The organism is Cryobacterium arcticum (assembly GCF_001679725.1).
Lineage (GTDB): Bacteria > Actinomycetota > Actinomycetes > Actinomycetales > Microbacteriaceae > Cryobacterium > Cryobacterium arcticum_A.
The window spans coordinates 4,043,068-4,068,946 of sequence record NZ_CP016282.1 but is presented as its reverse complement, the minus strand read 5'-3'; the positions used below and the strand labels follow the sequence as shown (position 1 = coordinate 4,068,946).

30 protein-coding genes are annotated in these 25,879 nt (G+C 69.6%); 8 read left to right on the top strand and 22 right to left on the bottom strand.

The features are described 5' to 3' along the window. Window positions 1-100: 100 nt before the first annotated feature. The 3 genes from PA27867_RS18685 to PA27867_RS18675 all read right to left on the bottom strand — a co-directional run bounded on the left by PA27867_RS18685 (window position 101) and on the right by PA27867_RS18675 (window position 4,038). Window positions 101-2,830, bottom strand: a complete 2,730-nt coding sequence (locus PA27867_RS18685; protein ID WP_066598552.1) for a LuxR C-terminal-related transcriptional regulator — start codon at window positions 2,828-2,830, stop codon at window positions 101-103. Window positions 2,831-2,982: 152 nt separating this feature from the next. Then, on the bottom strand, window positions 2,983-3,489 hold the full coding sequence (locus PA27867_RS18680) for an SRPBCC family protein (protein WP_066598551.1): 507 nt from the start codon (window positions 3,487-3,489) through the stop codon (window positions 2,983-2,985). Window positions 3,490-3,546: 57 nt separating this feature from the next. Further along, window positions 3,547-4,038, bottom strand: coding sequence for an SRPBCC family protein (locus PA27867_RS18675; RefSeq protein ID WP_066598550.1), 492 nt, complete (start codon window positions 4,036-4,038; stop codon window positions 3,547-3,549). A gap of 408 nt (window positions 4,039-4,446) precedes the next feature. On the opposite strand from PA27867_RS18675, the gene PA27867_RS18670 reads away from it, so the two are divergent. From PA27867_RS18670 to PA27867_RS18660, 3 genes are read left to right on the top strand one after another with little or no spacing between them, the layout of a single operon-like run. Further along, window positions 4,447-5,352: a hypothetical protein gene (locus PA27867_RS18670; RefSeq protein ID WP_066598549.1), complete on the top strand. Its 906-nt coding sequence runs from the start codon at window positions 4,447-4,449 to the stop codon at window positions 5,350-5,352. A gap of 46 nt (window positions 5,353-5,398) precedes the next feature. Beyond that, window positions 5,399-5,782 carry a hypothetical protein gene (locus PA27867_RS18665; RefSeq protein WP_066598548.1) on the top strand — a complete coding sequence of 128 codons (384 nt, stop codon included), beginning with the start codon at window positions 5,399-5,401 and terminating at the stop codon, window positions 5,780-5,782. A gap of 18 nt (window positions 5,783-5,800) precedes the next feature. Next, on the top strand, window positions 5,801-6,121 hold the full coding sequence (locus tag PA27867_RS18660; protein WP_066598547.1) for an ATP-dependent DNA ligase: 321 nt from the start codon (window positions 5,801-5,803) through the stop codon (window positions 6,119-6,121). 55 nt (window positions 6,122-6,176) lie between these two features. On the opposite strand, the gene PA27867_RS18655 is transcribed toward PA27867_RS18660, so the two are convergent. The 3 genes from PA27867_RS18655 to PA27867_RS21310 all read right to left on the bottom strand — a co-directional run bounded on the left by PA27867_RS18655 (window position 6,177) and on the right by PA27867_RS21310 (window position 8,418). Next, entirely contained in the window at window positions 6,177-6,992 is an 816-nt protein-coding gene (locus PA27867_RS18655; protein WP_066598546.1) for an MBL fold metallo-hydrolase, read from the bottom strand. A gap of 78 nt (window positions 6,993-7,070) precedes the next feature. Further along, complete coding sequence (locus PA27867_RS18650) at window positions 7,071-7,763, bottom strand: DUF4386 domain-containing protein (protein WP_066598545.1); 693 nt, start codon at window positions 7,761-7,763, stop codon at window positions 7,071-7,073. Window positions 7,764-7,860: 97 nt separating this feature from the next. Beyond that, window positions 7,861-8,418 carry a TetR/AcrR family transcriptional regulator gene (locus tag PA27867_RS21310; protein WP_066598544.1) on the bottom strand — a complete coding sequence of 186 codons (558 nt, stop codon included), beginning with the start codon at window positions 8,416-8,418 and terminating at the stop codon, window positions 7,861-7,863. 88 nt (window positions 8,419-8,506) lie between these two features. On the opposite strand from PA27867_RS21310, the gene PA27867_RS18640 reads away from it, so the two are divergent. Continuing rightward, window positions 8,507-9,577, top strand: a complete 1,071-nt coding sequence (locus PA27867_RS18640; protein WP_066598543.1) for an SDR family NAD(P)-dependent oxidoreductase — start codon at window positions 8,507-8,509, stop codon at window positions 9,575-9,577. 343 nt (window positions 9,578-9,920) lie between these two features. Here the strand turns inward: PA27867_RS18640 and PA27867_RS18635 are convergent, their stop codons facing one another. Then, window positions 9,921-10,862, bottom strand: coding sequence for an SDR family NAD(P)-dependent oxidoreductase (locus PA27867_RS18635; protein ID WP_066598542.1), 942 nt, complete (start codon window positions 10,860-10,862; stop codon window positions 9,921-9,923). Window positions 10,863-10,870: 8 nt separating this feature from the next. Further along, window positions 10,871-11,668, bottom strand: coding sequence for an SDR family NAD(P)-dependent oxidoreductase (locus tag PA27867_RS18630; RefSeq protein ID WP_066598541.1), 798 nt, complete (start codon window positions 11,666-11,668; stop codon window positions 10,871-10,873). Between the two features lie 54 nt (window positions 11,669-11,722). Here PA27867_RS18630 and PA27867_RS18625 point away from each other — a divergent pair, with 54 nt between their 5' ends. Next, the gene (locus tag PA27867_RS18625) at window positions 11,723-12,367 is read left to right on the top strand and encodes a TetR/AcrR family transcriptional regulator (protein WP_066598540.1); all 645 of its coding nucleotides are present in this window, start codon (window positions 11,723-11,725) and stop codon (window positions 12,365-12,367) included. Window positions 12,368-12,389: 22 nt separating this feature from the next. Here PA27867_RS18625 and PA27867_RS18620 read toward each other — a convergent pair whose 3' ends face one another. The 8 genes from PA27867_RS18620 to PA27867_RS18585 all read right to left on the bottom strand — a co-directional run bounded on the left by PA27867_RS18620 (window position 12,390) and on the right by PA27867_RS18585 (window position 17,534). Continuing rightward, a complete protein-coding gene (locus tag PA27867_RS18620; RefSeq protein ID WP_066598539.1) occupies window positions 12,390-12,800 on the bottom strand; it encodes a VOC family protein in 411 nt (136 codons plus the stop codon). 10 nt (window positions 12,801-12,810) lie between these two features. Continuing rightward, a complete protein-coding gene (locus tag PA27867_RS18615) occupies window positions 12,811-13,293 on the bottom strand; it encodes a helix-turn-helix transcriptional regulator (protein ID WP_066598538.1) in 483 nt (160 codons plus the stop codon). 76 nt (window positions 13,294-13,369) lie between these two features. Continuing rightward, complete coding sequence (locus PA27867_RS18610; RefSeq protein ID WP_066598537.1) at window positions 13,370-14,461, bottom strand: DUF418 domain-containing protein; 1,092 nt, start codon at window positions 14,459-14,461, stop codon at window positions 13,370-13,372. Window positions 14,462-14,533: 72 nt separating this feature from the next. After that, complete coding sequence (locus tag PA27867_RS18605; RefSeq protein WP_066598536.1) at window positions 14,534-14,734, bottom strand: hypothetical protein; 201 nt, start codon at window positions 14,732-14,734, stop codon at window positions 14,534-14,536. A 111-nt stretch (window positions 14,735-14,845) separates the two neighbouring features. Continuing rightward, window positions 14,846-15,664 (bottom strand): alpha/beta fold hydrolase, encoded by an 819-nt coding sequence (locus tag PA27867_RS18600; protein ID WP_066598535.1) that lies wholly within the window; start codon window positions 15,662-15,664, stop codon window positions 14,846-14,848. Between the two features lie 390 nt (window positions 15,665-16,054). Continuing rightward, window positions 16,055-16,447: a hypothetical protein gene (locus tag PA27867_RS18595; RefSeq protein ID WP_066598534.1), complete on the bottom strand. Its 393-nt coding sequence runs from the start codon at window positions 16,445-16,447 to the stop codon at window positions 16,055-16,057. Further along, window positions 16,444-17,022 (bottom strand): PadR family transcriptional regulator, encoded by a 579-nt coding sequence (locus tag PA27867_RS18590; RefSeq protein ID WP_208857276.1) that lies wholly within the window; start codon window positions 17,020-17,022, stop codon window positions 16,444-16,446. The genes PA27867_RS18595 and PA27867_RS18590 overlap by 4 nt, the downstream gene beginning before the upstream one ends. Window positions 17,023-17,075: 53 nt before the next feature. Further along, entirely contained in the window at window positions 17,076-17,534 is a 459-nt protein-coding gene (locus tag PA27867_RS18585) for a MarR family winged helix-turn-helix transcriptional regulator (protein WP_066598532.1), read from the bottom strand. Between the two features lie 229 nt (window positions 17,535-17,763). Between PA27867_RS18585 and PA27867_RS18580 the strand changes: the two genes are divergently transcribed. Then, window positions 17,764-18,579 (top strand): bacteriorhodopsin-like, encoded by an 816-nt coding sequence (locus tag PA27867_RS18580; RefSeq protein ID WP_066598531.1) that lies wholly within the window; start codon window positions 17,764-17,766, stop codon window positions 18,577-18,579. Window positions 18,580-18,822: 243 nt separating this feature from the next. Here PA27867_RS18580 and PA27867_RS18575 read toward each other — a convergent pair whose 3' ends face one another. From PA27867_RS18575 to PA27867_RS18560, 4 genes are all read right to left on the bottom strand, one after another. Continuing rightward, window positions 18,823-19,437, bottom strand: coding sequence for a hypothetical protein (locus PA27867_RS18575; RefSeq protein WP_066600331.1), 615 nt, complete (start codon window positions 19,435-19,437; stop codon window positions 18,823-18,825). A 10-nt stretch (window positions 19,438-19,447) separates the two neighbouring features. Further along, window positions 19,448-20,326, bottom strand: a complete 879-nt coding sequence (locus PA27867_RS18570; RefSeq protein ID WP_066598530.1) for an endonuclease/exonuclease/phosphatase family protein — start codon at window positions 20,324-20,326, stop codon at window positions 19,448-19,450. A gap of 294 nt (window positions 20,327-20,620) precedes the next feature. Further along, window positions 20,621-21,676 (bottom strand): LLM class flavin-dependent oxidoreductase, encoded by a 1,056-nt coding sequence (locus tag PA27867_RS18565; protein ID WP_066598529.1) that lies wholly within the window; start codon window positions 21,674-21,676, stop codon window positions 20,621-20,623. Between the two features lie 46 nt (window positions 21,677-21,722). Next, on the bottom strand, window positions 21,723-22,373 hold the full coding sequence (locus PA27867_RS18560) for an NADPH-dependent F420 reductase (protein ID WP_066598528.1): 651 nt from the start codon (window positions 22,371-22,373) through the stop codon (window positions 21,723-21,725). 126 nt (window positions 22,374-22,499) lie between these two features. Here PA27867_RS18560 and PA27867_RS18555 point away from each other — a divergent pair, with 126 nt between their 5' ends. After that, window positions 22,500-22,937: a winged helix-turn-helix transcriptional regulator gene (locus PA27867_RS18555; protein ID WP_084021310.1), complete on the top strand. Its 438-nt coding sequence runs from the start codon at window positions 22,500-22,502 to the stop codon at window positions 22,935-22,937. 353 nt (window positions 22,938-23,290) lie between these two features. Here the strand turns inward: PA27867_RS18555 and PA27867_RS18550 are convergent, their stop codons facing one another. Together PA27867_RS18550 and PA27867_RS18545 are read right to left on the bottom strand one after the other, a co-directional pair. Further along, entirely contained in the window at window positions 23,291-23,713 is a 423-nt protein-coding gene (locus tag PA27867_RS18550; RefSeq protein ID WP_066598527.1) for a MauE/DoxX family redox-associated membrane protein, read from the bottom strand. A 52-nt stretch (window positions 23,714-23,765) separates the two neighbouring features. Beyond that, window positions 23,766-24,524: a hypothetical protein gene (locus PA27867_RS18545; protein WP_157109297.1), complete on the bottom strand. Its 759-nt coding sequence runs from the start codon at window positions 24,522-24,524 to the stop codon at window positions 23,766-23,768. Window positions 24,525-24,945: 421 nt separating this feature from the next. On the opposite strand from PA27867_RS18545, the gene PA27867_RS18540 reads away from it, so the two are divergent. Further along, complete coding sequence (locus tag PA27867_RS18540) at window positions 24,946-25,842, top strand: glycine betaine ABC transporter substrate-binding protein (protein ID WP_084021309.1); 897 nt, start codon at window positions 24,946-24,948, stop codon at window positions 25,840-25,842. The last annotated feature ends 37 nt before the right edge of the window (window positions 25,843-25,879 follow it).

The following is a 25,879-nucleotide window of genomic DNA, read 5'->3' as shown; positions in this document are numbered from 1 at the left end:
CGGCATCACCCGGCATGGTGATCGACGTGGTGATTGCGCGGATGGCTGCTGTGCGGATGGCTGCGCGGATCGCTACGCGAGGCCAGGGCGAATGCCCGCGCTAGAGCAGGCCCAGCGCCTCCGCCCGGCGCACGGCAGCGGGGCGGCTGTTCACCTCGAGCTTGCCGAAGATGTGCCGGGTGTGGGTACGCAGGGTGTTCAGCGAGATGTAGAGCTCCCGGGCGATGTCGGGGCCGCTCAGTTCGCTGGCCAGCAGCCGCAGCACCTGCCGTTCGCGCTCGCTCAGCGGCTCGGCGAGCCCGCCCACCGGCGCCGCGCTCCCACCCGCCGGCAGCGCGCCCTCGCCCGGCGGGATGGCGTCGCTCAGACGTTGGACGGCCGCGGGAGCGATGCCCGCGGCGGAGGCGTTCCGCAGTAGTGCCGCCAGCGGTTCGCCCTCGTCGAGGAACAGCCGGCGGTACCCCTCCGGCTCCGCCCGGAGGAGGGCCCGCTCCAGGGGCTCGAGCGCCCGGGCGGTGTCGCCGTTCGCCGCGTGCGCGAGCGCCTGCAGCAGCTGGATCTCGGTCACGCTGCCCCAGCGGCGCCCGGTTTCGGCGGTCGCGAGCAGCCGGCCCAGCAGGTGCAGCGCCTCGCGGAGCCGGCCGATGCCGGGGTCGGCCCGGTGCTCGGCGATCAGTAGCCGGGCCAGGGTGAGGTGCTCGAATTCGCGCAGGTAGGCCGGGGCATCCGTGCTCGACAGGCCCCGCCCGGTCGCCCACGCCGCGGCCTCGCCCAGGCGTCCCTGACCGATCCAGACTCGGGCCGCCTGCGCGTCGATCGGGCGCAGTTCCGGCAGGAACCCGCGTCGGTAGTGCTGCTCCGCCGTGCCGAGCAGCTCGAGCGCGGCCTCGGGTTCTCCCTCCGCCTGCCGGATGCGTGCCATCGACACGAACCAGCGGTACCGGTTCTCGTGCGAATGCGCCTGTTCGCCCAGCGCCTCGCTCGCGGCCAGGTGGGCCTGGGCGGAGGGCAGGTCGTTCTGCTCCCGCAGGATCTCGCTGAGCCCCACCTCCAGGTCGCCGGTGGATTGCGGGGGAGCGCCCTCCGCGATGCTCAGCCGGAGCGCCTCCCCGAGCGCTTCCTCATAGAACCGCTGGGCATCCCGCAGCCGGCCCTGGCCCAGGAGCATGTCGGCGGTGGGGATGGTCGTGCTGAGCGCATCCGCCAGGTTGCCGGCCCGCCGCAGGCTGGTTCGGACCTCGCCGAACGCCCGCACCCCGGCGTCGAGGTCGCCGGTGGCCCACGCGGCGAGCCCGAGGAACCCGGCCGCCGCACCCCGGCCCAGATGGTCGCCGGGTTCGGTGAGATCCAAGGCCCGTTGCGCGTGGGTTCTCATGCCGTCGAGGTCGCCGCGGGCCTGCGCCACCGCGGCTCGGTACACGGCAATCGTCACGGGCAGGGTGTGCAGCTCCTCGCTGGGCGCTGAGTCGTGCGCCGGCCCACCCAACTCGTCGCTGGCGGCAAGGGCGCTTTCCGCGGCGGCCAGCCGGGGCTCAACGGCCTCCACATCGCCGGCGACGAGCGAGGACCACGCGTGATAGACGCCCAGCACGGGCCGGCGACGGATGATGGGCGCCGGCAACAGCGCCAGCCAGCGCAGCAGGGTGGCGTCGTGCCGGCTCAGCCGCACGGCCGGAACGGCGAGCTCGATCAGCCGGGCCGCCCGCTCGACGTCGTCAGCGGCCAGCGCGTGCGTCACGGCGTCCTCGATGAGGTCGTTGCGTTCGTACCACTCGCTCGCGTGGGTGTGCAGAATCTGCGGGCCGGGATCCTGGCCGGCCAGCCGGGCCCGGAGCACATCGGCGAACAGGTGGTGGTAGCGGTACCACTGCCGCTGGTCATCCAGCGGAAACACGAACAGGTTGTCCCGCTCAAGGGCGGCCAGCATCTCGCTGCCGCCGGTGAGTCCGGTGACGGCGTCGCAGAGCGCACCGTTCAGCCCGTCCAGGATGGAGGTCCGCAGTAGGAAGTCGCGCACGGGCGCGGGTTGGCGCTGCAGCACCTCCTCCACGAGATAGTCGAGGACGAACCGGTTGCTGCCGGCGAAGCCGGAGATGAAGCCCGACACGTCGTCGCGCTCCCGCAGTGACAGGGCGGCCAACTGGAGCCCGGCGATCCATCCCTCCGTGCGGGCGTCGAGCACCGCGACATCCGTGGCGGACAGGTTCAGCCCCATCATCTCGTTGAGAAAAGCGGCCGCCTCGGCCGGGGTGAAGCGCAGGTCGGCTGCCCGCATCTCGGTGAGCTGACCGCCGGCGCGCAGCCGGGCCACCGGGAGGAGCGGGTCCGACCGGCTGGCCAGGGCGAGGTGCAGCGTGTGCGGCTGGTGGTCGAGCAGGAACGCGACGGCTTCACGGACCGGTTGCGCCTCGATGGCCTGGAAATCGTCGAGCACCAGGATGATCGGGGTAGCGCTCGCGGCGAGGGCATTGATGAGGGCCGTGAGGGTCTGGTCGACCGACCCCGGCTGGCCCGCCGCGGCCCCCAGGTCGAGCGCGGGGTCGGCTGCCTGCAGGGCGCTGACCAGGTAACCGAGGAACCGGGCCGGGTCGTTGTCGGCCTCGTCGAGCGAGATCCAGGCGACTCCCAGCAGGGGATCCCGCCGCCGGGCGTCGGCTATCCACTCGCTGAGTACCGAAGTCTTGCCGAACCCGGCCGGGGCCGACACCAGCGTCAGCTTGCGGCCCAAGCGACGCCCGTCGTGCAGCTTCTCGATGAGCCGCGGGCGGGAGACGGCGTGCGGTCGCACGGTCGGAACGAACAGTTTGGTGGCGAGGACCGGCAGTGCCATGGTCGGTCAGTTCGCGGTCGACGGTGTGGAGCGGGCGAACAGGCGGATGCGTTCGCGGCGGTGGATGATCAGGAGACGTCAATCGTGAGGGATGTGCGCACGGTGTGCATGAGGGAAGACTAGCGCCGCGCGGTTGCCGGGGCCAGGGCGGGTCACGCCTGATCCGACTGGACGCCTGTCGCGCTCGCCGCCTCCGCAGCCCTGGTCTCGGCCAATTCCTTGAGCTTGGCCAGTCCCTGTGGCCACAGCTCGCCGAAGAGTTCCGCATAGGTATCGGCCGTGTCCACATCGACGGTGACGGTCGTGAATCCATCGGCCTCGTCGAGCGAATAGGACTCCCGAGCTCCGATCAGCTGTCGCGCCTCACGGCTGGTGGTGTCGTCGATGTCGTTGACGATCTGGCCTTGGTACTCGATCAGGACGAATTCATAGGGGCGGTTCTCGGTGATCACACCGAACATCCCGGTCAGGCCGCCGTGTGCGCCATCAGGGTTACTGCCCAGGAACCGGATCTCGCTGCCGGGCAACCAATCACCCTCGAAGTAGGAATCCGGGTTGAACACGCTCGTCCACTGACGGTAGGTCGTGTCGTCGAACATGGTCTGCCAGACCACTGCGGCCGATGCGCGCACCTGGATCGAGAACTGCTGACTCTGCACGGCGTGAGTGTATCCCCAGCGCCGGGTTATCCCCAGGCCCAGGGCTCGAGTCTTTCCTCAGTCTTCCTGGTCGGCCGGATGCTGCCCGCGGGTGTGCGCTTCGGCCTCGGAGAGGTCCCGGAGTGCGATGAGGGCACGGGGCCACATCTCGGCAAACATCTCGGCGTACTGGTCGTCCACGTCGATGTCCACCAGAACTGTGGTGACCCCGTCGGCCTCGGTGAAGGTGTAATTCTCGTGTGTGCCGGCGATGGCCCGCGCATCATCGCTCGTGGTGTCCTCGATCCCGTTCATGATCTGCCCGCGGTACTCGATCGAGACGAACTCGTGCGGGCGGTGTTCGGCGATCACCCCCACCATGCCGCTCGCCGTGCCGTCGTCGTTGTCACCTAGGAAGAGGATCTCGCTGCCCTGCAGCCAGGATCCCTCGAAGTAGGAGCCGGGTTGGAACGCGCCCGCCCAGAGGCGGTACGTCGCATCGTCCAGCATCGTTTCCCACACCACCTCGGCCGGTGCGTGCACCGTGATTTCATAATGTTGGGTCTGCATGCGGGGGAGTGTAGCCCGCATCCCTTCGAGGCTCTAGGCCGCACCGGACGCAAGCGAGCGAAGTTTCGAATGTGCATTCGTGTTCGCACCTGTGGATAAGCCTGTGCACAGGGTGTGGAAACCCGCTCCCTGACTACTCACAGGCTGTGGAATGTCGTGTGGATAACCTGGGGATAGCCCTGTGCACTCGGCTGCAACGCGCCCGGCGCGGCGCAGCCGCGAGTGCCCCCGATCGTGCTAACAGTGTCGAAGATGGCTACGTCGGCACTCCGCGGCGGATGCATCGCCATTACAGCCGGTCCGGTCGCGCCGCTCGCACGGTCTACTCTGAGCATCAGCGGCACAGCGGCCGTGGGCGGGCGCGCACCGGAGCGGGCTCGCAGAAGGCAGCCAGTGAGTGCGACGGATATGACCCGATCGGCGGAGTTCGACGCGTTCGGCCCCTGGGTGGACCAGGTGCGGAACGTTGCCGAGGTGCCGGGCCTCTACCGGGATTACCCGGTCGACTTCGCCGCCAGTCGACTCGTGCTCAAGGTGCCCCGCAACATCAGCCGCCGCGACGCGCTGCCCACGATGGACCTCTACGACCACCTCATCATCGTGGCCCCGGCCGCGTTCACCGTGCTCAGCCGCACGGGCAGCAGCTTCACCGAACGCTCCCTGGGCTACGCCGACATCGTGGCGATCACCGACACCGTCGACCTCGTCGACGGCCGGCTGAGCATCCTCACGCGCACGGGCGACACGCTCGCCGTGCCCTACAACGGGTCGTCCCAGGAGGTGATCACCCGGCTCATCGACGTGCTGGGCGAGCTGACCCGCGCGGCCCCGAGAGCCGCCGCGGCTGCGACCCTGCCCGCAACGGTCGCGCCGCCGGCGCTCGACCTGCTCGACCTCGGCAAGCAGGACGTGGGCCTGGTCACCTCATACTTCGACCTGGTGCGCCACCACTTCGGTGCGAGCCTGCTGGCCGCCCACGGGCGTGCAGCGCTCATCCCGCGCGGCGGCGTACTCACCCGGGCCGTGCACGCCCTCTACCCGATGACCCTGCACGGTGCCGTGCTCTGCCGCACCGAGGGCGAGTTGCACATCCTCGGACGAAAGGCCTGGCTGGTGCGCGGAAACGCACCCGACCTGTCCCGTTCCCACAGCACCATTCCACTCGGTGCGATCGACCGGGTCACCGTAGCGCCGCATCCGAAATACCTGGCTGCCGTGGTGGTCACCGTTCGCGTGGGTGAGGCTCACTTCGACCTCGTGTTGCCCGAGGGGTCGGCCGCGGAGCGTGCCCTCGCCGTCGAATCGGCCTCCTGACCGCGGGTCATTCCCAAGACGCCCTCGCGCGGCTATCGTCAGTGCCATGAAGCGCATCAGCTATGCGGGCGGTTCCATCCTCACCGGTGACGATGTGGCCCAGGCGTTGCTGGACTATGTCACGGAGCACTCCAGTGGCGATGCAAGCGTGGCCGTCAACATCCTGGTGCAGGAGCCGGACGGCACCACCCGGACACACACGCTGGTGCTCGGACCCGCAACCGAGCTCGATGTGGCGGATGTGGCGGAAGAGTCCCTCGCGGGGGAACTCGAGCTGTTTCCGTTGCCGGTCTTCCCGGCCAGCCGGGTGCTGGCGGTCGAGGAGCCGTCGGCTGAGGGGGAGGCCGAGGCCGAGATACGCGCCAAGGATTTCAACCGGGCCGTCGAGGAGATTGACCAGGGCGAGGACCGCGGCCGGTACGACCAGTGAGCACGAGTGAGGATTCCGATGGGTAAGTTCATCTACGGGTCGCCGGCGATCTCGGTGGACATCGACGACCGCACATTGGCTCACCTCAAGGTCGTGATCGTGGCCAAGCTGCGCCGCGGGGAGAGCTTCGCGTTCTCCTGGGAGAAGTCGAAGGATTCCGGCAGCGGGCACAGCTCGATCTGGCTGAACCCGGCGGTGCCGCTCGACTTCGAGTTCTCCGGCAAGCGCGAGCCCAGCCTCAACCGGGCCTGGATCGACGAACTCGTGCAGGTGGCCAACACGCCTGCGGGCTTGCGCATCCTGCCCGAACCGCCAGACCTGCCTCCGGCGACCACGTGAGTCGACTCCCTGGCCCGGCTGCCTGGCCCGGCCGCCGGCGCCGCCGAGCGCTGTCTCAGGTCAGGTGGTCGAAGTCGCCGCGCACCCAGTCCCAATGCCGGTCGGCCGATCGGCGCACGATCGCGCGGGCATCCGCCGCAATCACGTTGTCGAAGTTGCCGTACAGCCGGTCGAACTCGAATCGCTCCATCGTGCGCGCGATGCGCTCCACGACCGGGCCCGAGAGGGGCAGCCGGTTGGGGTAGCTGCGCATGAAACTCACCGAGCTGCGGTCGGGGTTGGCGAACACGGTGTCGCCGCTGAGCAGCACGCCCCGGCCGCCGGCGCCGGTTGCCCAGTGGATGACGGCGCTGCCGGGGAAATGCCCGCCCACCTGTACGAGCGTCACGCCCGGCAGCAGGTGCACCTCGCTGGACCAGGGCTGGATCACCGGGTCACGCCGGGCCACCCAGGCCAGGTCGGCTTCGGCCACGAGCACCGGCGGATGCCCGAGAGCCCGGCTCCACTCCACCTGAACGCCGAACATGTGCGGGTGGCTCGCCACGACCGCCCGCACCGGCCCGTGCTCGAGCACCTGGGTGGCGATGTCGTTGTCGACGAACCCGATCGGGTCCCAGAGCACCGTGCCGGAGGGCGTGCAGAGCAGTTTGGCCTGCTGGCCGATGCCCACGGCGGGGGTGCTTTCGATGCCGAACAGATCGGGCTCGAGGTCGAGCAGCCTGGCCTGGGCGCCGGCCTCGTGCAGGTCGTACAGGGTCGTCCACTGCTGGCCGGCCGCCGGCACCCACTGTCGTTCGTCGGCGCAGATGGCGCACACTCCCGTGTTTTCGGCGTGCTCGACGCCGCACGTTGCGCAAATCCAGAAGCTCACGTTGGTCCCTCCCGATTGGCCCGCTGCGTCGGGGCACGTGCGGCCAGTATGCCCCGCAACCCATCTCCGTGGTGCCCGTCATAGCAGCAGGAACACGCCGGTCGCCACCAGCCAGAGCGACCACACGATGTACGTGATCGGCGTGAGCCGGGCGGCCAACGTCCACCCGGCGAGCTCGAACGCCCCCACGAACTCGAGCGAGCACAGGACGAGTACGGCGCCGGCCACGATCCCCACGATGCCGAGCCACGACGGCAGTACCGATGTCTGGGTGCAGGCGGTGCCCACCAGAATGCTCCAGGCGCCCGTGAAGAGCAGACCGAGGTGTTCGCCGACCGCCACGCCCAGGTAGCGGTTGAAGGCCTGGAAGACGATGTCGACGGTCTCTCGTCGCGCGGGCGTCGCATCCGGATCGGTGCTCACCCGGGCGAGGTAGGGCACCAGGAACGGCCAGCGGATGAGGCCGAGGAACTGCACCAGTCCGGCCACCACCCCGACGAACGAACCGAGCGCGAGCAGGGTGGGATCGGCGCCGGGCAGGGCGCTGGGCAGCAGAACGGCCAGTGGCTCGAAAAGCACGGCGGTGAGGGCGAAGGTCCACCAGAGCAGCACCAGTCGTGAACCGCCACGGTGGAACCGGGCAAGGACCTCCTCGGTGGGCCGCCGCAGGATGTCCGGGTAGTCGAAGGTCGCGGCCAGCCCCGCGAATGCGGCGTTGAAGGCAAGCGGTAGCACGATCAGCAGTACCGCGGTCGCGGGAGTGTCGGTCATGCCGGAACCGTAGGCAGGCCAAGCCGGGTGCGCAACCCCAGGGCCGCCGGTTGCGCTGGGAGGGCCTGACCGGAATGGTCCGGCTAGAAGATGCTGCTCAGCCGGGCGCGAAGGCCGCGTGGAAGAGGGCCCAGGCGCGACGGGCCACGTCGGGGCGGTCCGCGGGGTCGCTGCGGGCCAGCACTCCGGCGAGCATGGAGACGGCCAGGATCACATCTGGCGGGGTGACGTGCTCACCGAGCCGGCCGGCCGCCTGCTCGCGGGTGAGTAGCCGGCTCACCACGGCGTCGAGCCGCTCGGCCAGGTGCGCCGTATGCGGGTCGTGCGGGTTGGCGGAGACCAGGTCGATGAGCGCCGTCGACGCCAGCGCCTGTTCGATCACCCGGTCGAGCAGCCCGTCGAGGGTGCTCTCCGGGCGGTCCACGAACGCCTCGAGGTCGGCGAGGTTCTCGTCGAAGATGGCGATCGCCAGTGTGGTGCGGTCGGGAAAATGCCGGTAGAGGCTGCCCTGGCCCACGCCGGCCCGGCGCGCGATCGCGCTGAGGGGCGCCGAGAACCCCTCGGTCGCGAAGACCTCCCGGGCCGCGGCCAGGAGCGCGCGCCGGTTCTCGGGCCCGGCGCTCGGTCCACGATTCGCTTTGGTTTTTGATGTCACCGAGGTAGGTTACATCCGGACAGCGTTGTCCGGATCGAGAACGCGCCTCCCGCGGAGCCGATCAACGACCAGAGAAGGAACCCCGCGCATGACTCAGAACACCCTCACCGCCGACTCCTCAGTGGGATCCTGGCTCGATGACCCGATCGGCGGTCCGATCCTGCGGGACCTCCTCGCCCAGGCCGGCCAGAGCGCCGACGTGCTGCGCCCGGTGCGGCGCCTCGCGATCAAACGCCTGGTCAAGCTCAGCAAGGGACAGTTCCCGCCCGAGCTGATCGACGACCTCGTGCGCCGCGTCGCGGCCGGCGAGGTGCCCGGCTCCGCCGGTTCAGCGGATGCGCCGGCGGCCGCAACGGACGCGCCTGCATCTGCCGGCACGCCCGTGGTTGAGCGCCCGGAGTGGGTGGAACGGGTCAGCGCCGGACGGTTCACCGGCCAGACCGTGATCGTCACCGGGGCCGGTTCCGGCATCGGCCGGGCCACCGCCTCCCGGGTCGCTCGGGAGGGTGGCCGGGTGATCGCGGTCGACATCTCCCAGGAGCGGCTCGATGACTTCGTCGTCGAGCACGCCGGTGCCGACGTCGTGCCGGTGGTGGCGAACATCACCGACGACGACGCCATCGCCGGTGTGCTCGCCGCGGCCGGGGAGCGCATCGATGCCCTCGCGAACGTGGCCGGCATCATGGACGACATGACCCCGGTGCACGAGGTGTCCGACGCCGTGTGGAAGCGGGTCTTCGCGATCAACGTGGACGGCACGATGAAGCTCATGCGCGCCGTGGTGCCCGGGATGCTCGAGCGTCAGGCGGGGTCGATCGTCAACGTGGCCTCGGAGGCGGCGCTCCGCGGTTCAGCGGCTGGGGTTGCCTACACGGCGTCCAAGCACGCGGTCGTGGGGCTGACCAAGAGCAGCGCGTATATGTACGGGCCCAGCGGCATCCGGGTGAACGCGGTGGCGCCCGGCCCCACCATCACCAACATCGAGGCCACCTTTGCGTCGCCGCTCGGTGCAGAGCGGGTGCGGGCGGGCATGGCCCTGCTGCCCGATGCGGTCGAGGCGGATGCGCTCGCCGCGTCGATCACGTTCCTGCTCAGCGACGACGGAGTGAACGTGAATGGCCAGGTGCTCGCCAGCGACGGAGGCTGGTCGGTCGCCTAGCCGCACCCGGTCGCCGGGCTTAGTTCGACAGGATCAGCACCGCGTCGTCGGGCTCGACCACCGCACCGGTCGGGATCCTGCGTATGGTCGCCGGGTCTCGACAGGCTCGACCGCCGTTCTGGTCGCGATCCCGCGTGCGGTCGCCAGGTCTCGACAAGCTCGACCACCGTTCTGGTCGCGATCCCGCGTGCGGTCGCCAGGTCTCGACAAGCTCGACCACCGCACTGGTCGCGACTCCACGCGGGCCGTGCCCCCACGCTGGTCGAGCCTGTCGAGACCCCGTGAGCCGGTTTGCGGGTCGTGCCCCCGTCGTTGGTCGAGCCTGTCGAGACCCCGTGAGCCGTCAGGCCGAGGCGACCAGCTCGGCCGAGACCTCCCAGAGCCGGCGAGCGGCCTCCGGATCGAGCGCGTGTGGCAGCACCCCGTGGATGCCGTCGACGATCTCCGGCACCACCTGGGCCGGGTGGCAGTCCTCGTAGTACCCGGGCGTCCCCACGCCGAGCGTCGCCCGGGTCGCCACGAACACCGAGGTCGCGGCCCCCTGCGCCGGGCTCTTCCCCGGATATCGGCGCTTCATCCCGGCCAGCACCTCCGGATCCCAGTGCCGCTGCAGGTTCGTCCAGATGCCTCCGGGCATCAGGGCGGCCGCTGTAATGGCGTCGTCCGCCCACCGCCGGGTGGCCTCGAGCGCGAACAGCACGTTCGCGGTCTTCGACTGGCCGTACGCGAGGCCGGAGTCGTAGGCATCCCGCTCGAAGAACAGGTCGTCGAACCGGATGCCGCTGGACCCGTGCCCGCTCGAACTCACCGCCACGATCCGAGCGTCGCCGGCCGCGGCCAGGGCCGGATGCAGCGCCGACGCGAGCGCGAAGTGGCCCAGGTGGTTCACGGCGAACTGCATCTCCCAACCGGCCGGGGTGCGCAGCTCGGGGGTGTGCATGATTCCCGCGTTGTTCACCAGGATGTGCAGCGGCCCCGCCCAGCCCGCGGCCAATTCTCGCACCGAGCCGAGGTCGGCCAAGTCGAGGTTGACCACCCGCACCGCGTCGTTGCCGGTCGTCGCACGGATGTCCGCGGCCGTGCGGGCGCCGGCCGCGAGGTCCCGAACGGCGAGAGTCACGCTCGCACCGGTGGCGGCCAGCGCCCGGGCGGTCTCCACCCCGATGCCGGAGCTCGCCCCGGTGACGAGAGCGGACCTACCGGCCAGGTTGATCCCCTCCACGATCTCGAGCGCGGTCGACTCGGCCCCGAAGGGCGCGGTCCCTGTCGATGCAGCGTCAGTCATCGCGAGCCTCAGCCGAGCCGGGTTTTGACGATGCCGCCGTCGACGTCGAGCACGGTGCCGTGCACGAACGCGGCGTCGTCGGAGACCAGGTAGCGCACCGCGAAGGCGATGTCCACGGGGCGCACCGGCCGGCCGGCCGCAGTGCTCGCGGTCATTACCTCGAGCACCGCGGCGCTGTCGGCGTTGCCCGGCGTGCTCGTCGCGCCGGGCGCCACGGTGTTCACGTTCACGCCGCTCGGTCCGAACTCGGCCGACCACGTGCGGGTCATCTGCTCGACCGCGGCCTTCGATGCCGTGTAGATGGCGCCGAAGGGCACGCCCACCCGCGACATCCACGAGCCCACGTTCACGATCGAGCCGCTGCCGCGTTCGGCCATCGCCGGCGCGAGTTCGGCGACAAGTACGTGCGGAGCGCGGATGTTGGTGGCCAGAACCGCGTCGAGGTCGGCATCCGTCAGCGCCGCAGTGGCCGTAGCGGGGTAGATGCCCGCATTGTTGACGAGGATGTCGACGTGCCCGCCGAGTGCGGTCGTCGCCTCGGTGGCGAAGCTGCGGATGTCGGCGTAGGAGCCGCCGAGGTCGCCCACGACGGCATGCGCGCGGCCGCCGGCGGCGATGATGGTGTCGACGACGGTCTGGGCGCGGCCGGCATCGCGGCCGCTCACCACGACCTCGGCACCGGATGCGGCGAGCACGCGGGCGATGGCCTCACCGATTCCGCTGGTGGAGCCGGTGACGACGGCGGTGCGTCCCGCCAGGCGAGTGTCGGGGGAGAGGGACTGGAGTTCTTCACTATTGGACTTCATGGTCCATTCGTACCACAGTGTGGACCAAGCGGTCCAATAAGCTACGATCGGAGGATGGAGGAAAAGAAGATCACCGCCCGCGGCCGGGCCACCCGGCAGCGGATCATCGAGGCCACCGGCGAGCAGATCCTCGCCGCGGGGATCGGCGGCACCACTCTCGACACCGTGCGTGCGGCCACGCTCACCAGTAAGAGCCAGCTCTTCCACTACTTTCCCGGCGGCAAGACCGAGCTCGTGCGCGAGGTCGCGACCTGGGAGGGTCAGCAGCTTCTCGAGGCCCAGGAGCCTTTCGTCCACGACCTGAGCACCTGGGAGTCCTGGAACCAGTGGCGTGCCGCCCTGGTGGAGTACTACCTGGGCCTGGGCCGCTGGGCGTGCCCGATCGGGTCGCTGGCCACGCAGGCCGCCATGACCGATCCCGACCTGGAGGCATTCCTGGGCGCCAGCATGTCTGACTGGCGGGACCTGCTGGCGGCGGGCGTGACAAAGATGCAGGCCGCCGGCCAGATCGACCGGGAGGTCGATCCCCAGCGCATTGCCGTGGTGATCCTCGCCGCCATCCAGGGCGGGCTCGTGCTCAGCCAGCCGATGCGGTCGGCCTGGCCGCTCGAAGCGGCCCTCGACTCCGCGCTGGAGCCGCTGCACCAGGCGGCCCTCGCCGACCGCCGGGTTCCGTCCTCGCCGCCCGCCGACGCCTAGGGTCTCGCCGACAGCACGACGCCTAGTCGGCCGGTGCCTGCGCGATGCGCACGGTGTTGCCCGACGGGTCGCGGAAGGCGCAGTCGCGCGGGCCCCAGGGCTGGTCGATCGGTTCCTGCAGCACCTCGGCGCCCGACGCACGCAGGGTCTCGAAGGTCGCGTCGACGTCGTCGGAGCGGAACACGAGCATCGGCAGCACGCCCTTGGTGAGCAGCTCCTGCATCGCGTCGCCGTCGGCCGGCGAGCGTCCGGCGTGGGGTTCGGAGAGCACGATCTCGAGCCCCGGCTGCGCGTCGCTGCCCAGGGTGACCCAGCGGTACTTGCCCGAAGGCACATCGCTTCGCACCTGCAGGCCGAGCGCGCCACTGTAGAAGGCGATGGCCTCATCGACGTCATTCACGGTGATGTTGCAGTACTGCAGTGAGATTGTCATACCGGCGACTTTAGGCCGCCGCCGCGCCGCCGGCTTCTTCGATCCTGCTCGACACGGCACCGCCCGACACGGCACCGCCCGACGAGCCGGATGCGGCCGTGCGGGCAGGGCGTGTGTGCGCCATCGCCACGCAGGCCGGCATGGCCTTGACCGCGCCGTGCTCGTGGCGGCGGTACGCGCTCGGGCTCTCACCCACGATCTCGGTGAACCGGGAACTGAACGAGCCGAGCGAAGTACAGCCGACCGCCATGCACGCATCCGTCACGGTCGCACCGGCCCGCAATAGCTGCATCGCCCGCTCGATGCGGCGGGTCATCAGGTAGTTGTACGGCGTCTCTCCGTAGGCCGCACGGAACTGCCGGGAGAAATGCGCGGGCGACATCAGTGCGCGCCGGGCGATGGTGGGCACGTCCAGCGGTTGGGCGTAGTCCCGGTCGATGAGGTCACGCGCGCGGCGCAGGCACACCAGGTTCTCGAGCTCCTGCGGGGTCATGCCCCGACGGTAGCACGCGCCTTAACGCTCCGCGAGAGCGAGGAAATGGCTACCTCAGCGCCGTGAAGCGGCACTTTCACCGCTCTCGCAGGCGCCGGAAGAAGCCGGGGCGGTACCGGCCGCTGACCACGCCGATCAGCCATTCGATCGGCCCGCGGCCCACGAACCGCCACCAGAGGATGCCCACGATGGGCACGCCCACGACGAGAACCAGCCAGGCCACCGGGTCGGTGCTGCCGAAGCGGATGCCGTTCTTGTACATCAGCGCCACCACTCCCACCTGGAACACGTAGAGCGACAGCGAGATCGAGCCGATCGCCCGTAGGGGCAGGAAGACCGCGCGTACGACGGTCTCGGTGGGCTTCTGGCGGATCGAGTTGAGCAGCATGATGAGGCCGAGCACCAGCAGCACCAGCCCGGTGTCGTGCAGGGTGTCGAGGTAGCTGCCCGTGGGGCTGAACTCGGCGCCGGTGATGCTTCGGATCAGCGGGTCGGCGAACCAGGCGGGCACGGCGATCGCCAGCAGCACCCAGCCGGCGGTGCGGCCGCCGAAGCGGATGCGGAACAACAGCGCGCCGAACAAGAACCAGGGCAGCAGATTGGTCACCCGGTAGTGCGGGCTGAGGAAGATCCACTCGAGCAGGAAGCTCGCCGGGGTGCGCTCGCCCTCGGTGATCAGCGGGCCGGTGGCCGCCAGGACCGCCTCGTTGAGCGGCGCGCCCAGCACCAGCACCACGCCGAGCACGGCGATCAACAGGCGGGTGCGGAGCAGCACCAGCGGGGTGCCGACGGCCAGCACGATGCCCAGGAACGACAGCACGACCGCGATCCAGCTGCCCCAGCTGGCCAGCCACAGGCCCAGCCCCACCAGGATGGCGCCGCGGATGATGTTCTGCACGATGACAGCGCGCACCGCCCCGCGATTGCCGCCCGCCTTGGCCAGCACGATCGCCGCTGCGGCGCCCATCGTGGTGGCGAAGAGCGGCGAAGCGACGTCGTTGAGCTGCCCCTGCAGGAAGAGGGTGGTGGCCGGTTGGGCGGCCATGACCGGCCCGGCGTGCGCGACGAGCATCGCCATGATCGCGACTCCGCGCGCCACATCGGGCACGAGGTAGCGGTCGCCCTGGAGGCGCGGTGCGATCGGCGTGACAACGGCGGACCCGGTCATGCGGTGACCTCTCGACGGGGCGTGCGGATGTGTTTCACCGTACTGCAGGTCTGCGCCCCGGCATGTCTCGGACTACCAAACCGACCCGGCCGGGCGAGGCGATTCAGCGCCGCTGGAGTGCCTCGCGTCGTCGACGAAGGTATGCCCGAGCCACTCAAAAATCTCCCAGACGACTCCGAGGGAGAAGCCGAGCGCCGTGGTCACGGTCACGGCGGATGCCACGGGGCGGGGGAGGGCCGAGGCGTCGGGCAACACCCCGAGGCGCAAGAGCACGAGGTACAGCAGAACGGCGCAGAGGCCGTTCGGCCTGCACGGCGAGGTCGACCATGTCGCGGGAGTCGCCCCTAACGCTGCCGAGCGAGACGCCGACCCGCATGCGTTCGGTCAGTGGGTCACCGTGGCGACGGCCGGGTGGTGCGCGAAGAAGTCGTGCATGAGGGCAGTGAGTTCGTCGGGCGCCACGTCGAAGGCGTCGATGCCGAGGTCGCGGACGTCGGCGAGGGTGGCGTTGGGGAACACGGCGATGCTCGCCACGGTCTCGTCGTGCAGCATCTCCCGGGAGCCGCACATTGCGAGCACCGGATGCGCGACGGCCCGCACGAGCGCGACGGTGTCCTCCCGGCCCACGGCGCGGTGGCCGTCCGGGCGGTGCGAGCCGCTGAGCAAGATCTCGGCCTGGTTGCGCGGCACCACGTGGGCCGCGGTGGTGGGGTCGCACAGTGCCCACCAGGTGGTCCAGGAGGCGGCCATCGCCGCCGCATAGTCCTCGGTGAAATTTGGGGCCGCTTCGGTGGCAAGCTCGTGGGACAGATCGCCCTCGATCAGCGGCACTCCCCAGAGGGCCAGGGCGCCGACCCGGTCGGGCCGATCGCGGGCGAGGGCGAGCCCCACGCCGGCGCCGGTGTGGTGCCCGATGACATGAGCGGATGCGATGCCGAGCGCATCGAGGACGCCCGCGACGAGCTCGGCGTAGTCTTGCAGGCTCGGCAGGTCGCCGATCGGGTCGGACATGCCGTACCCGGGCAGGTCCACGGCGATCGCCCGGTACCCCGCGTCGGCCAGCGGCCGCATGATCGCCTCGAACATCGCTCCGGAGCTGGGCACCTGGTGCAACAGCAGCACCGGCACGCCCGCGGCGGAGCCGATGGTGCGCAGGTGCACCTGGGTCTCGCCGACGCTCACATACTGTCGCAGAACGCTCACGGGTGACTCCAACTCGCCTCGGGCCGCCGGGATGGGGCCGGTACTCCCATTAGAAGGCGTCGACGTTTCCCCGCCGTGACTCGCGTGGTTCCGCCGCATTACGCCGCCGCATCGCGTATCCCGCCGGGACCGCCGCCGTGCCTCGCGCCCCCGGGTGCGCCACCACCTCGTCGGTCGAGCTCGTCGAGACCTCGCGGGCTGGTCTGGATGCGCGACCATCTCGTCGGTCGAGCTTGTCGAGACCTAGTGGGCTGGTCTGGATGCGCCACCATCTCGTCGGTCGAGCCTGTCGAGACCTCGCGGGCCGGCCTGCGGATTGCACCATGCGAGGCACGTCACTGGGTCTCGACAAGCTCGACCACCGAGGAAGCACGAGCGACCTCGCCGAGGTCAGCTCAGGGCGACCACCACGGTGAGCACCGCGAGCAGCGCGCAGAGCGGCGCCATGGTCCACCGCTCCGGCCGCGACCGGGAGGCCGCGTTCATCACGATCCCGAGCCCGAAGTACCCCGCCAGCACCCACACCGCCACGGCCACGACGCCCGGCCAGGGCAGCACGGTGGCCAGGCCGGCCCGCTGCAGCACCAGCACCGCGAAGATCAGGTAGAGCCCTATGGAGACGGCGCTGCCCAGCCGCTTCTGCACGGGCAACACCCGGTCCTGCCCTCCCCAAGCGAAGTGGCCGAGCGGGGCTCCGGCGATCAGCGCGGCCTGAAAGACGATCAGCCCGGCCATCAGCGCGCTGAAGAGCAGGGCCGCGCCCGTCACCAGGCCCGCGCTCATTGCGACCTCTGGGTGGCCGTGGCCTGGCGTTCGAGAACGTCCAACGCGTCGTCGGCCCAGGCGAGGGTGGCCCGGGCGGCGTGCTCGCCGGCCACGACCGTGAGCAGGATGTAGGGGGCGTCCGCGCTGTCGTCGGCCTCGACCTCGGCGCGGATGGCGCTCAGCCCGGCCAGTTCGGCCTCGGCCCGACTCCGGGCATCCAGCACGAGTTGCCGGCACGCATCCGGGCCCAGCTGGCGGCCGAAGAACAGCCGGAGCAGCAGGCCATTGCGCGGCTTCTCCCGTGCGGGTGCTTCGGCCAGCAGCTCGCGCAGTCGCTGCACTCCGTCGGGGGTCACGGCGAAGATGGATGACCCGGAGCGGAGCGTCTCCCGGCGCTCGATCAGGCCGTCGCGTTCGAGGAGCGTCAGTGCGGGATAGATCTGACCGAAGCTCTCGGACCAGAACTGCCCGAGTGTGTCCCGGATCTGTTCCCGCAGGGCATACCCGGTCATCGGCGCGAGGCTGAGCCCACCCAGCACGGCCATCTGGGTTTGATCTGACACCGCCATCGTCAACTCCGTTCTGTTCGTCATATATCTATCAGATATATGACCGCGTGACAACGGGGGAGCTTCGGGAGGGTGGGTCAGGGGCGCTCGGAGCGGGTGCGCACCTCGGCGGCGACCGAGGTGAGGGCCGCGGTGAAGTCCGTCAGCTGGTCGGCGCTCAGGCTCGACGTGGAGGCGGAGAGCATCTCGGTGAAGTCGTGGTGGATTTGTCCCATGACGGTATGCCCCTCCGGAGTGAGTTCGAGGTAGAGGCTGCGGCGGTCGCCGGGGTGGTCGGTGCGCGTGACGAAACCGGCGTCGACGAGCCGTCGGGCGATCGCGGTGACGGCACCCGTCGTGAGGCCGAGGTGCGCGGCCAGATCCTTGGGGGTGATGCTCACGGCCTGGGCCACCCGGAACAGCGCGCGAAGCTCGGTTCCAGTCAGGCCTGCGTCCTCGGCGATCCGGCGTCGGTTGCCCTCGAGGGCGCTGACAAACGCGGAGGCTGCGGCCGGAAAGCCGGTGAGCGTGTGCGACGCCCGATCGGGATTGTGCATGTCTCCTCCGGCTGGAGCGGCGAGCCTGCGGGGGTCGCGGTGGCTGAAAACCAGTCTAGCCAAAGCCGTGCCAAAGAAGTTCAATTAATAGTTGACTTAGTAAGTCACTTAACGCTTCAATGAGTTTGCCACCGCGTTTCGCGGGCGGTCGTCACCAGCACCAGCTCCAGCACCAGCACCTGTTCCACTCCAGTCGTTCCTTCACGCAGTTTCCATAAAGGAGTGCACCATGATTCCCGACACCCTGTCGCCCGGGCAATACGACACCGTCTACAACTTCCTGTCCCTGGTGATCGCCGCGCAGCTCTTCACCGCGGTTTTCCTGCTCATCTCGCTGCCGCGCATCCTGCCGCGCTACCGGGCCGCGATCACGGTGGCCATCGTGGTCTGCGGCATCGCGGCGTATCACTACTTCCGCATCTTCGACTCGTTCAAGGCGGCCTTCGTCACGGAGGCGGCCGGCGGGCAGGGCGACTACGCGCAGGCAGCCGGTGTGGGATTCAACGAGGGCTACCGGTACGTGGACTGGCTACTCACCGTGCCGCTGCTTCTTGTGGAGCTGATTGCGGTGCTGGCGCTCGCCCGCTCGGTGCAGACTCGGCTCCTGCGCGGGCTGGTTCCGGCGGCCGCGCTCATGATCATCCTCGGCTACCCGGGTGAGATCAGCGGAGACAACGGGGTGCGGGGGCTGTTCGGACTGTTGTCCACCATTCCGTTCCTCTACATCCTCTACGTGTTGTTCGTGCAGCTGAGCAAGTCGCTCGACCGTCAGCCGGCGAGTGTGCGCGCCACGCTGGGGCGACTGCGTTACCTGCTGCTGCTGAGCTGGGGTGTCTACCCGATCGCCTACCTGCTGCCGCTCCTCAACATCGCCGGGTCCGACGCCTGGGTCTACAAGCAGGTGGGCTACTCCGTGGCCGATATCCTAGCCAAGGCCGTCTATGCGCTCATCATCTTCCAGGTCGCTCGCATGAAGTCCTTCAACGACGATCCCACCTTTGCCGCCATCGAGCTGTCCCGCGACGAAGAGCCGGCGCGCAGCTAGGCGAGCGGATGCGCCGCGGGCCGCGCGCACCGACAGGGAACGCCGTAGTGCCACCAGCAGGGCACGACGCTGCAGGGCGGGTGCCGGAGTTCGGGTCACCGGCACCCACCCCGGCACCGGCCGTGGCGAGCCCCACCCGGCAGATCCGCTCGCGGCCTGGTGCTGCCGGCGGTCGCCCGTCGGCCCAGGTTTCATCCCCTAAGAAGAGTTCGGAGCGCGGCCCGGGCCGGTTTGGGCGGTCGGTCAGGCCTCGGTGTCGGTGAGGCTGTCGCGCGGGGCTCGCGCGCTGACGGATCCGTCGGTGAGGTAGGTCATGCAACAGCCGGCGAGCAGGGCCCCGGCGCCGCCCCAGGCCAGGTCGCCGATCGAGTCGGTGTAACCCACGAAGATGGCCGGGTCGAGGAAGGTGTGCCCGACCCACTCGAACACCTCCCAGATCACCCCGAGGCCGAACCCCAGTGCCGTGGTCACCACGACGGTCGACAGCATCGGCCGGGGCAGGGAGTCCGGGTCGGCCACGATCCGCAGTTGAACCAGCACGATGTAGAGCAGCGCGGCGCAGAGGCCGTTGGTGATGAAGTGCACCGGCAGGTCCCACCAGCGGGTGGTGATGTAGATGTCCAGCACGCTGCTCCACACGGCCACGAGCACGACGATGCCGAACGCGATGTCCACGCTCGCGCGCAGCCCGAGCAGTCGCGGCACCAGCATCCCCACCGCCACGACGGCCAGGCTCACCCCGGAGAGCGGGCCCCACCCCACGCTCGCCACGATGATTCCCACGACGGCCAGCGCGCGCAGCACATCGGCCGCCGTCTCTGCGATTCCCGACGGGCGCCGAAGCAATGTCTGGATCATGCGCAGCACATTAGTCGATGTGGGGCCGAACGGTGTGGGGCGGATCCGGGGAGCCCGCGGCGCGCAGCACGGCCTGAACGGGCTCGTGGTCGGACGCCGCACGGCCGTCGAACCGGGCGGCGTTGATGCCCGTGCTCAGCACCTCGACGCCGGGTCCCACCAGTACGAAGTCGATGCGGGTGCCGCCCGGCCTCGGCTGCCGGTAGTGCGAGAAGGTGCCCCACTCCGGCGTCAACCGATCGGATGCCGCAGCCCAGCTGTCCCGGAGCCGGCCCGGCGCGGTGAGCCGACGGTAGACCTCCGAGTTCACCGAGGTGTTGAGGTCGCCGGTCACCGCGACAGTGGTGGCGGGGTCGAGGCGGTACGCGTCGCGCACCAGGGTGAGAATGAACCCGGCCGAGCGCAGCCGGGAGCGGCGGGAGAGGTGGTCGAAGTGCGTGTTGACCGCCAGCACGGAGGCCCCGGTGGCGGTGTCGGTGAACGAGGCCGCCACCGCGACCCGTCGGGTGAGGTTGCCCCAGGATCGGGAGCCGTACTCGTGCGGCGTGTCCGAGAGGGCGTGCTGCCGCCAGCCGGTGAGCCGCAGCCGCGTGGCGTCGTAGAAGATCGGGTTGTGCTCGTCGTGTCCGGCGGGGTGCCGGCCGCGGCCGACCCAGTCATAGCCGGCGCCGAGGGCGTCGGAGAGGAACTCGACCTGGTCGGGCAGTGCCTCCTGCACGCCGATCAGGCTGGGCTGCTCGGCCGCGAGCAGGCGCCGCACCAGTGCCTTGCGGGTATCCCACCGGTCGGGACTGCCCGGTCGCAGGGTGGGCAGCCGGCGACGGATGTTGAAGGTCATCACGTGCAGATCGGGTGCGTTCACCCTGCCGATCAGCGCTGCATCCGCCATGCACTCAGCGTACGCGCGCCCTGCCGCGACCGCACGACGCGCCGTCGCTCGGACCTGGTCGCGCCCACTTGGGTCAACGTTGACTATCCCCGCGTCGTCGGTCGTGCTTGTCGAGACCTCGCAACCCGGTCTCGGGTTCGTCCCCCCGTCGTCGGTCGAGCTTGTCGAGACCTCGCAACCCGGTCTCGGGTTCGTCCCCACGTCGTCGGTCGAGCCTGTCGAGACCCGGTGACCCGGCCTGCCCGACGGATGCCGCGCACGGGATCTCGACAAGCTCGATCAGCGAGTAACTGCCTACTTCGCGGCGAGCAGCCGGGCCACGCGAGGCTTCACCTCGGTGGCCAGCAGCGTGAGCGACTCCAGCAGGTGCTCGTGCGGCAGGCCGCCGAGGTCGCCCTGCAGGAAGTGCCGCATGTGACCGAGGTAGCCGTGCAGGTGCACGATCCGCTCGGCGACGTCGTCGGGGTCGCCCACGTAGTACGCGCCCGGTGCGTGGCTCTGGGCCAGGTACTGCCGGCGGTCGGGTGCACCCCAGCCGCGCAGTCGGCCCATCTCCACGTTGAGGTTGTGCCAGCCCGGGTAGAACCGGTCCAGCGCCTCCTGCTTCGTCGGCGCGACCAGGCCGAACGTGGCCACCGACACCTTGATGTTCTCGGCATTGACGCCCTCGGTGTGCCCGGCCTGCGCGGCCGAACGCCGGTACAGCTCGGTCAGCGGAGCGAACCGGTGCGGCTCACCGCCGATGATGCCGTACGACACCGGTAGGCCGAGCTTGCCGGCCCGGGCCGACGATGCCGCGTTGCCGCCCGTGGCCAGCCAGATCGGCAGCCGGCCCGCGACCGGTCGGGGCACGACGGCCAACTCGTCGAGCGTCGGGCGCACGGTGCCCGACCAGCTCACCGTCTCGGTGGGGCTGTTGTTGATGGTCATCAGCAGGTCGAGCTTCTCCGCGTAGAGCCGGTCGTAGTCGGCCAGGTCGTAGCCGAACAGTGGGAACGTCTCGACGGATGAGCCCCGACCCGCGGTGATCTCCACCCGGCCGCCGCCGGAGATAGCGTCGGCGGTGGCGAGCTGCTGGAACACCCGCACCGGGTCATCCGTGCTGATGATGCTGGCCGCACTGCCCAGGATGATCTGGCTGGTGGCCGCTGCTGCCGCGGCGATCACGGCGCCGGGGGAGGACGCGGGCATGCTCACGGTGTGGTGCTCGCCGATGCCGAAGTAGTCCAGTCCGGCCCGGTCGGCGACCACGATGGCGTCGAAGAGGTTGCGGATGCCCTCTGCCGTGCTGCGCGGGCTGCCGTCGGGGTTCAACGGGGTGTCGCCGAAGCTGTAGGCGCCGATTTCCATGGGTCTGTCCTCTTGTCTGTGCTGGAGCGGGTCTGGTGGATGCCTGTTAGGCGGCTTCGGTCTCCTGCGCGGCCAGCTCGAGCTCGGCGGTGAGCTCGGCCGCGGTGTGCCGGCCGCCGAACACCGGCGAACCGGGCTCGAACGCCACGCCGGCCTCGAGCGGACCGGCGTACACGGCGTCGAAGCCGAAGCGCTCGATGACCTCGGCCACGACGGATGCGGCATCCGCGTCACCGGCGATGGCCAACGCGTGCCGGTCGGCCGCGCCGGCGGGCCGGGCATCGGTCTCCAGGTCGTGGTACCCGATGTGGTTGAGGGTCTTCACCAGGCGGGCGCCGGCGAAGTACTCGGCGACTACCTCGCTGCTGCCGCGCGGGTCGCCCGCGAACTCGTCGAGCTGTCCGTCGATGGGCTGCCAGTAGTTCATGGTGTCGAGCACAAGGCGGCCGGCCAGGGTGGTCGGGTCGACCGAGCGGAACTTGTGCATCGGCACGGCGAGCACCACCAGGTCGGAGGTGGCGGCCACCTCGGCGGCGGTCATCGCCACGGCGCCGGGGGTGACGATGTCGACGATCAGCTGGATGTCTTCGGCCGGGCCGGAACCGGCGATGTGCACCGCGTAGCCGGAGGCCAGGGCGGTGCGGGCGATGGCGGAGCCGACGCGGCCCGCTCCGAGGATGCCGATCGTGGTGACCATGGGGGCCTTTCTGCAGGAACGCTGGCGCCCGAGTGCGAACGCCGATATTCAACGATGGCAAACCTCGCGACCAAGCGCCAACCGGTGGTAAGCTGCTAATCATTAGTTAGTGAGCAGGGGATCAAAATGAGCCAGACCGTAAACCGCTCCGTCGAAGGCAGTGTTCTCAAAGGCAGTGTTCTCAACGGCAGTGTTGCCAACGACCGTGTTGCCAACGACAGTGTCAGCGACTCGACCTTCGCCCTCGACGAGGAAGAGTGCCGCCGGTTTCAGATCTCCGTGGAGCTGGCCGGCCGCAAGTGGAGCGCCGCGATCCTCATGGCCGGCGCCCGCGGAGCCCGCCGGTTCTCCGAGTACCGCGCCCTCGTGGAGGGCATCTCCGACCGGCTGCTCGCCGCCCGGCTCAAGGAGCTGGAGCAGGAGGGCCTGATCGAACGCGATGTGCAGCCCACCACCCCGGTGTCGATCAGCTACAACCTGACCCCGTCCGGCCTCCAGCTGATCTCGCTGCTGCACCCGCTCGTCACCTGGAGCCGCACCCGCCAGGGCGTAGGGGCGCCATAGATTCGCAGGTTGTGTCGCCTGGTTTCGACAAGCTCAACCAACGTGTGGGCGGGACTATCTCGTCGGTCGAGCTTGTCGAGACCCCGTGAGCCGACCTCGATGCGCAGGCTGTGTCGCCTGGTTTCGACAGGCTCAACCAGCGTGCGGGCGGGACTATCTCGTCGGTCGAGCTTGTCGAGACCCCGTGAGCCGACCTCGATGCGCAGGTTGTGTCTCCTGGTTTCGGCAGGCTCAACCAGCGTGTGGGCGGGACCATCTCGTCGGTCGAGCTTGTCGAGACCCCGTGAGCTAGTGTGCGATTCGCAGGTTGGGTCTCCTAGTTTCGACAGGCTCAACCAGCGAGGCTTCCGCCGCTACTTCGAGCGCCGCACCAGAGCCGCCGTCGACCACAGCGCCCAGGCCACCAGCAGCGGCTGGCCGAACAGGCGGCCGATCCGCTTGGCGTCGGTGTCCAGCCCGAACGCATCCTTGTGGTGCACGGCCTGCGCGATGTTGCCGGGGAAGATCGCGGTGAAGAACGTGGCCGCGAGCAGTCCCACCTTGCCGCGCAGGCTGGTCGGGGCGAACAGCAGCGCGCTGCCGAGTGAGATCTCGGCCACGCCGGAGAGCAACACCGTGGTGTCTTCCTTCAGCGGCACGAACTCGGGCACCTGGGCGCGAAAGTCCTCCCGCGCAAAGGTGAGGTGACTCGTGCCCGCCAAGACGAGAATCGCGCCGAGCGCGATCCGGCCCGCGGTGCGTGCCTTGGATGCGGGCGGGTTGCGTCGGTTCGTCATGGGGGCTCCCTGTCGAGAGGTCGGATTGGGTCTATGGGCGGACGGGATGCGGCTAGCGGATGCCTGCGATGCGCTCCAGGCCGGCCCGCAGGATGAGCTCCTCGGGGTCGGCGAGCAGATGGTGGTTGAGGTAGAGCCCCTCCAGCCACTCGAGTACCTCGGCCTCGGGCAGCCCGACGGCGTCCCAGTCCACCCCGGGCCGGGCGAGCACGGCGGGCTGGCCGCTGGTCGGGTCGGTCCAGGCGGAGGCCAGGGGCAGGTCGGGTTCGTCGTGCTCGGCGTTCCAGAGCAGCGCGATCGGGTGGTTGGGTCCGTCGATGTGGTCGTGGCCCACGTGCCCGGCGCCGAGCCACGGCAGCATCAGCTGTTCGCCCTCGAGCTCGAGGTCCACGACCTCCAGCTGCACGGGTTCCTCCGGGCTGGTGGCGTAGACGGTGAGGCCCAGGGCGCTCCACTCGGCGGCCTCGGCGGCATCCATGGTGAGTTCTTCGAGCAGTTCGCTCACGTGGTTCACGAACGGCACGGCCCACGCCAGCAGCTTCGCGGTGTCGGCGCGCGGCCACGGGCTGATGTCGCTGTCGACGCCGTCGGCGTTGTGGAAGTGGTGCTCGATGCCGCGCTCGGTGACGTCGAAGTGCAGCTCGCCCTCTTCGAAGCCGATGTAGACCGCGGCGCCGTCTTCCAGCCACTGCGCATCCAGCACCGGGTACGCGAAGCGGGGCGGCAGGGGAGGCGCCACCAGGGGAAGCACGCCCAGGTTGAGCACCGCGCAGAACTGCGTGTTGGGCAGGCGAAGGCTGGGGTCTGACACCGGTCTCATCTCCGTGAATCGTGGCGGGCGGATGCCCATCCATCCAAGTATGGAGCAGGTCGCCGACGCCGCAGGATGCGGGGGGGCCGCCAATCCATGGCCTCCCGCCTGTAGCGGCAGTCGCACCATTGGTCGAATTCGCGTCGCCGCTGCGGGCCTGACTACGGTTGCACAGGTCGAAATGGCCAACACAGCTAGGACGCGAGTGCAGGACGGGGCCTCACAGCCCCGCGCCTGAACGCGTACGGTGCGGTGGCAATCGGAGCCATTCGGGCCCCGAATCGGGACCCTCCCCACGCGTGACCGGGGGAGCGGCCCACGCGATCCACCCGTCCACGAAGAGAGCACCGCGCCCGGGCTTGCCCGCGGGGTGCTTTCTCGGCCGCACGCACCCGTGCGGCCAGAAACGGACACCAATCACATGAAGTCACGACATATTGCCGCGCTCTCCATCGCCGCTGTCGGCAGCTTGGTTCTTGCCGGATGCAGCGCCGACTCCGGCTCCGACGGCTCAGCAGGGGCTGACGGCGAAGCGAAGGACCTCTCCATCGCCGTCGTCTACGGCTGGGACGAAGGCATCGCCGTCTCCGTTCTCTGGGAGGCGATCCTCGAGGAGAAGGGCTACGACGTCACCCTCGACTACGCCGACATCGGGCCAGCCTTCGCCGGGCTCTCCACCGGAGACTTCGACGTCTTCATGGACTCCTGGCTGCCCAACACCCACGCCGCCTACCTCGACCAGTACGGCGACGACATCACCGAGCTGGGCGTGTGGAACTCCGAGGGCCGCAACACCATCGCGGTGAACGCGGATGCCCCGATCGACTCGCTCGAGGAACTCGCCGAGAACGCCGACCTCTTCGACAACCGCATCGTGGGCACCGACCCCGGCGCGGGCCTGACCAAGATGACCGAGGAGAACGCGATCCCGCAGTACGGGCTGGAGGACATGGACTTCGTCATCTCGTCGTCGCCGGCCATGCTCACCCAGTTGAAGGCCGCGACGGATGCCGGCGAGAACATCGTTGTCACCCTGTGGCAGCCGCACTGGGCCTACGACTCCTTCGACCTGAAGAACCTCGACGACCCCAAGGGCGCCATGGGCGGCAGCGAGGACATGACCAGCTTCTCGCGGCTGGACTTCGAGAAGGACTCTCCGCAGGCGGCCGAGTGGCTCTCGGACTTCGAGATCGACTTGCCGACGCTGACCTCGCTCGAGTCGGCCCTGCTGGTGGACTACACCGGTGACGACTATGACAAGCCCGTCGCTGCCTGGATCGAAGAGAACCGCGAGTGGGTCGACAGCCTCACCCCGTAACAGTCGCGGGGCGATGAGCGGTGCCCCGCACAGTGTG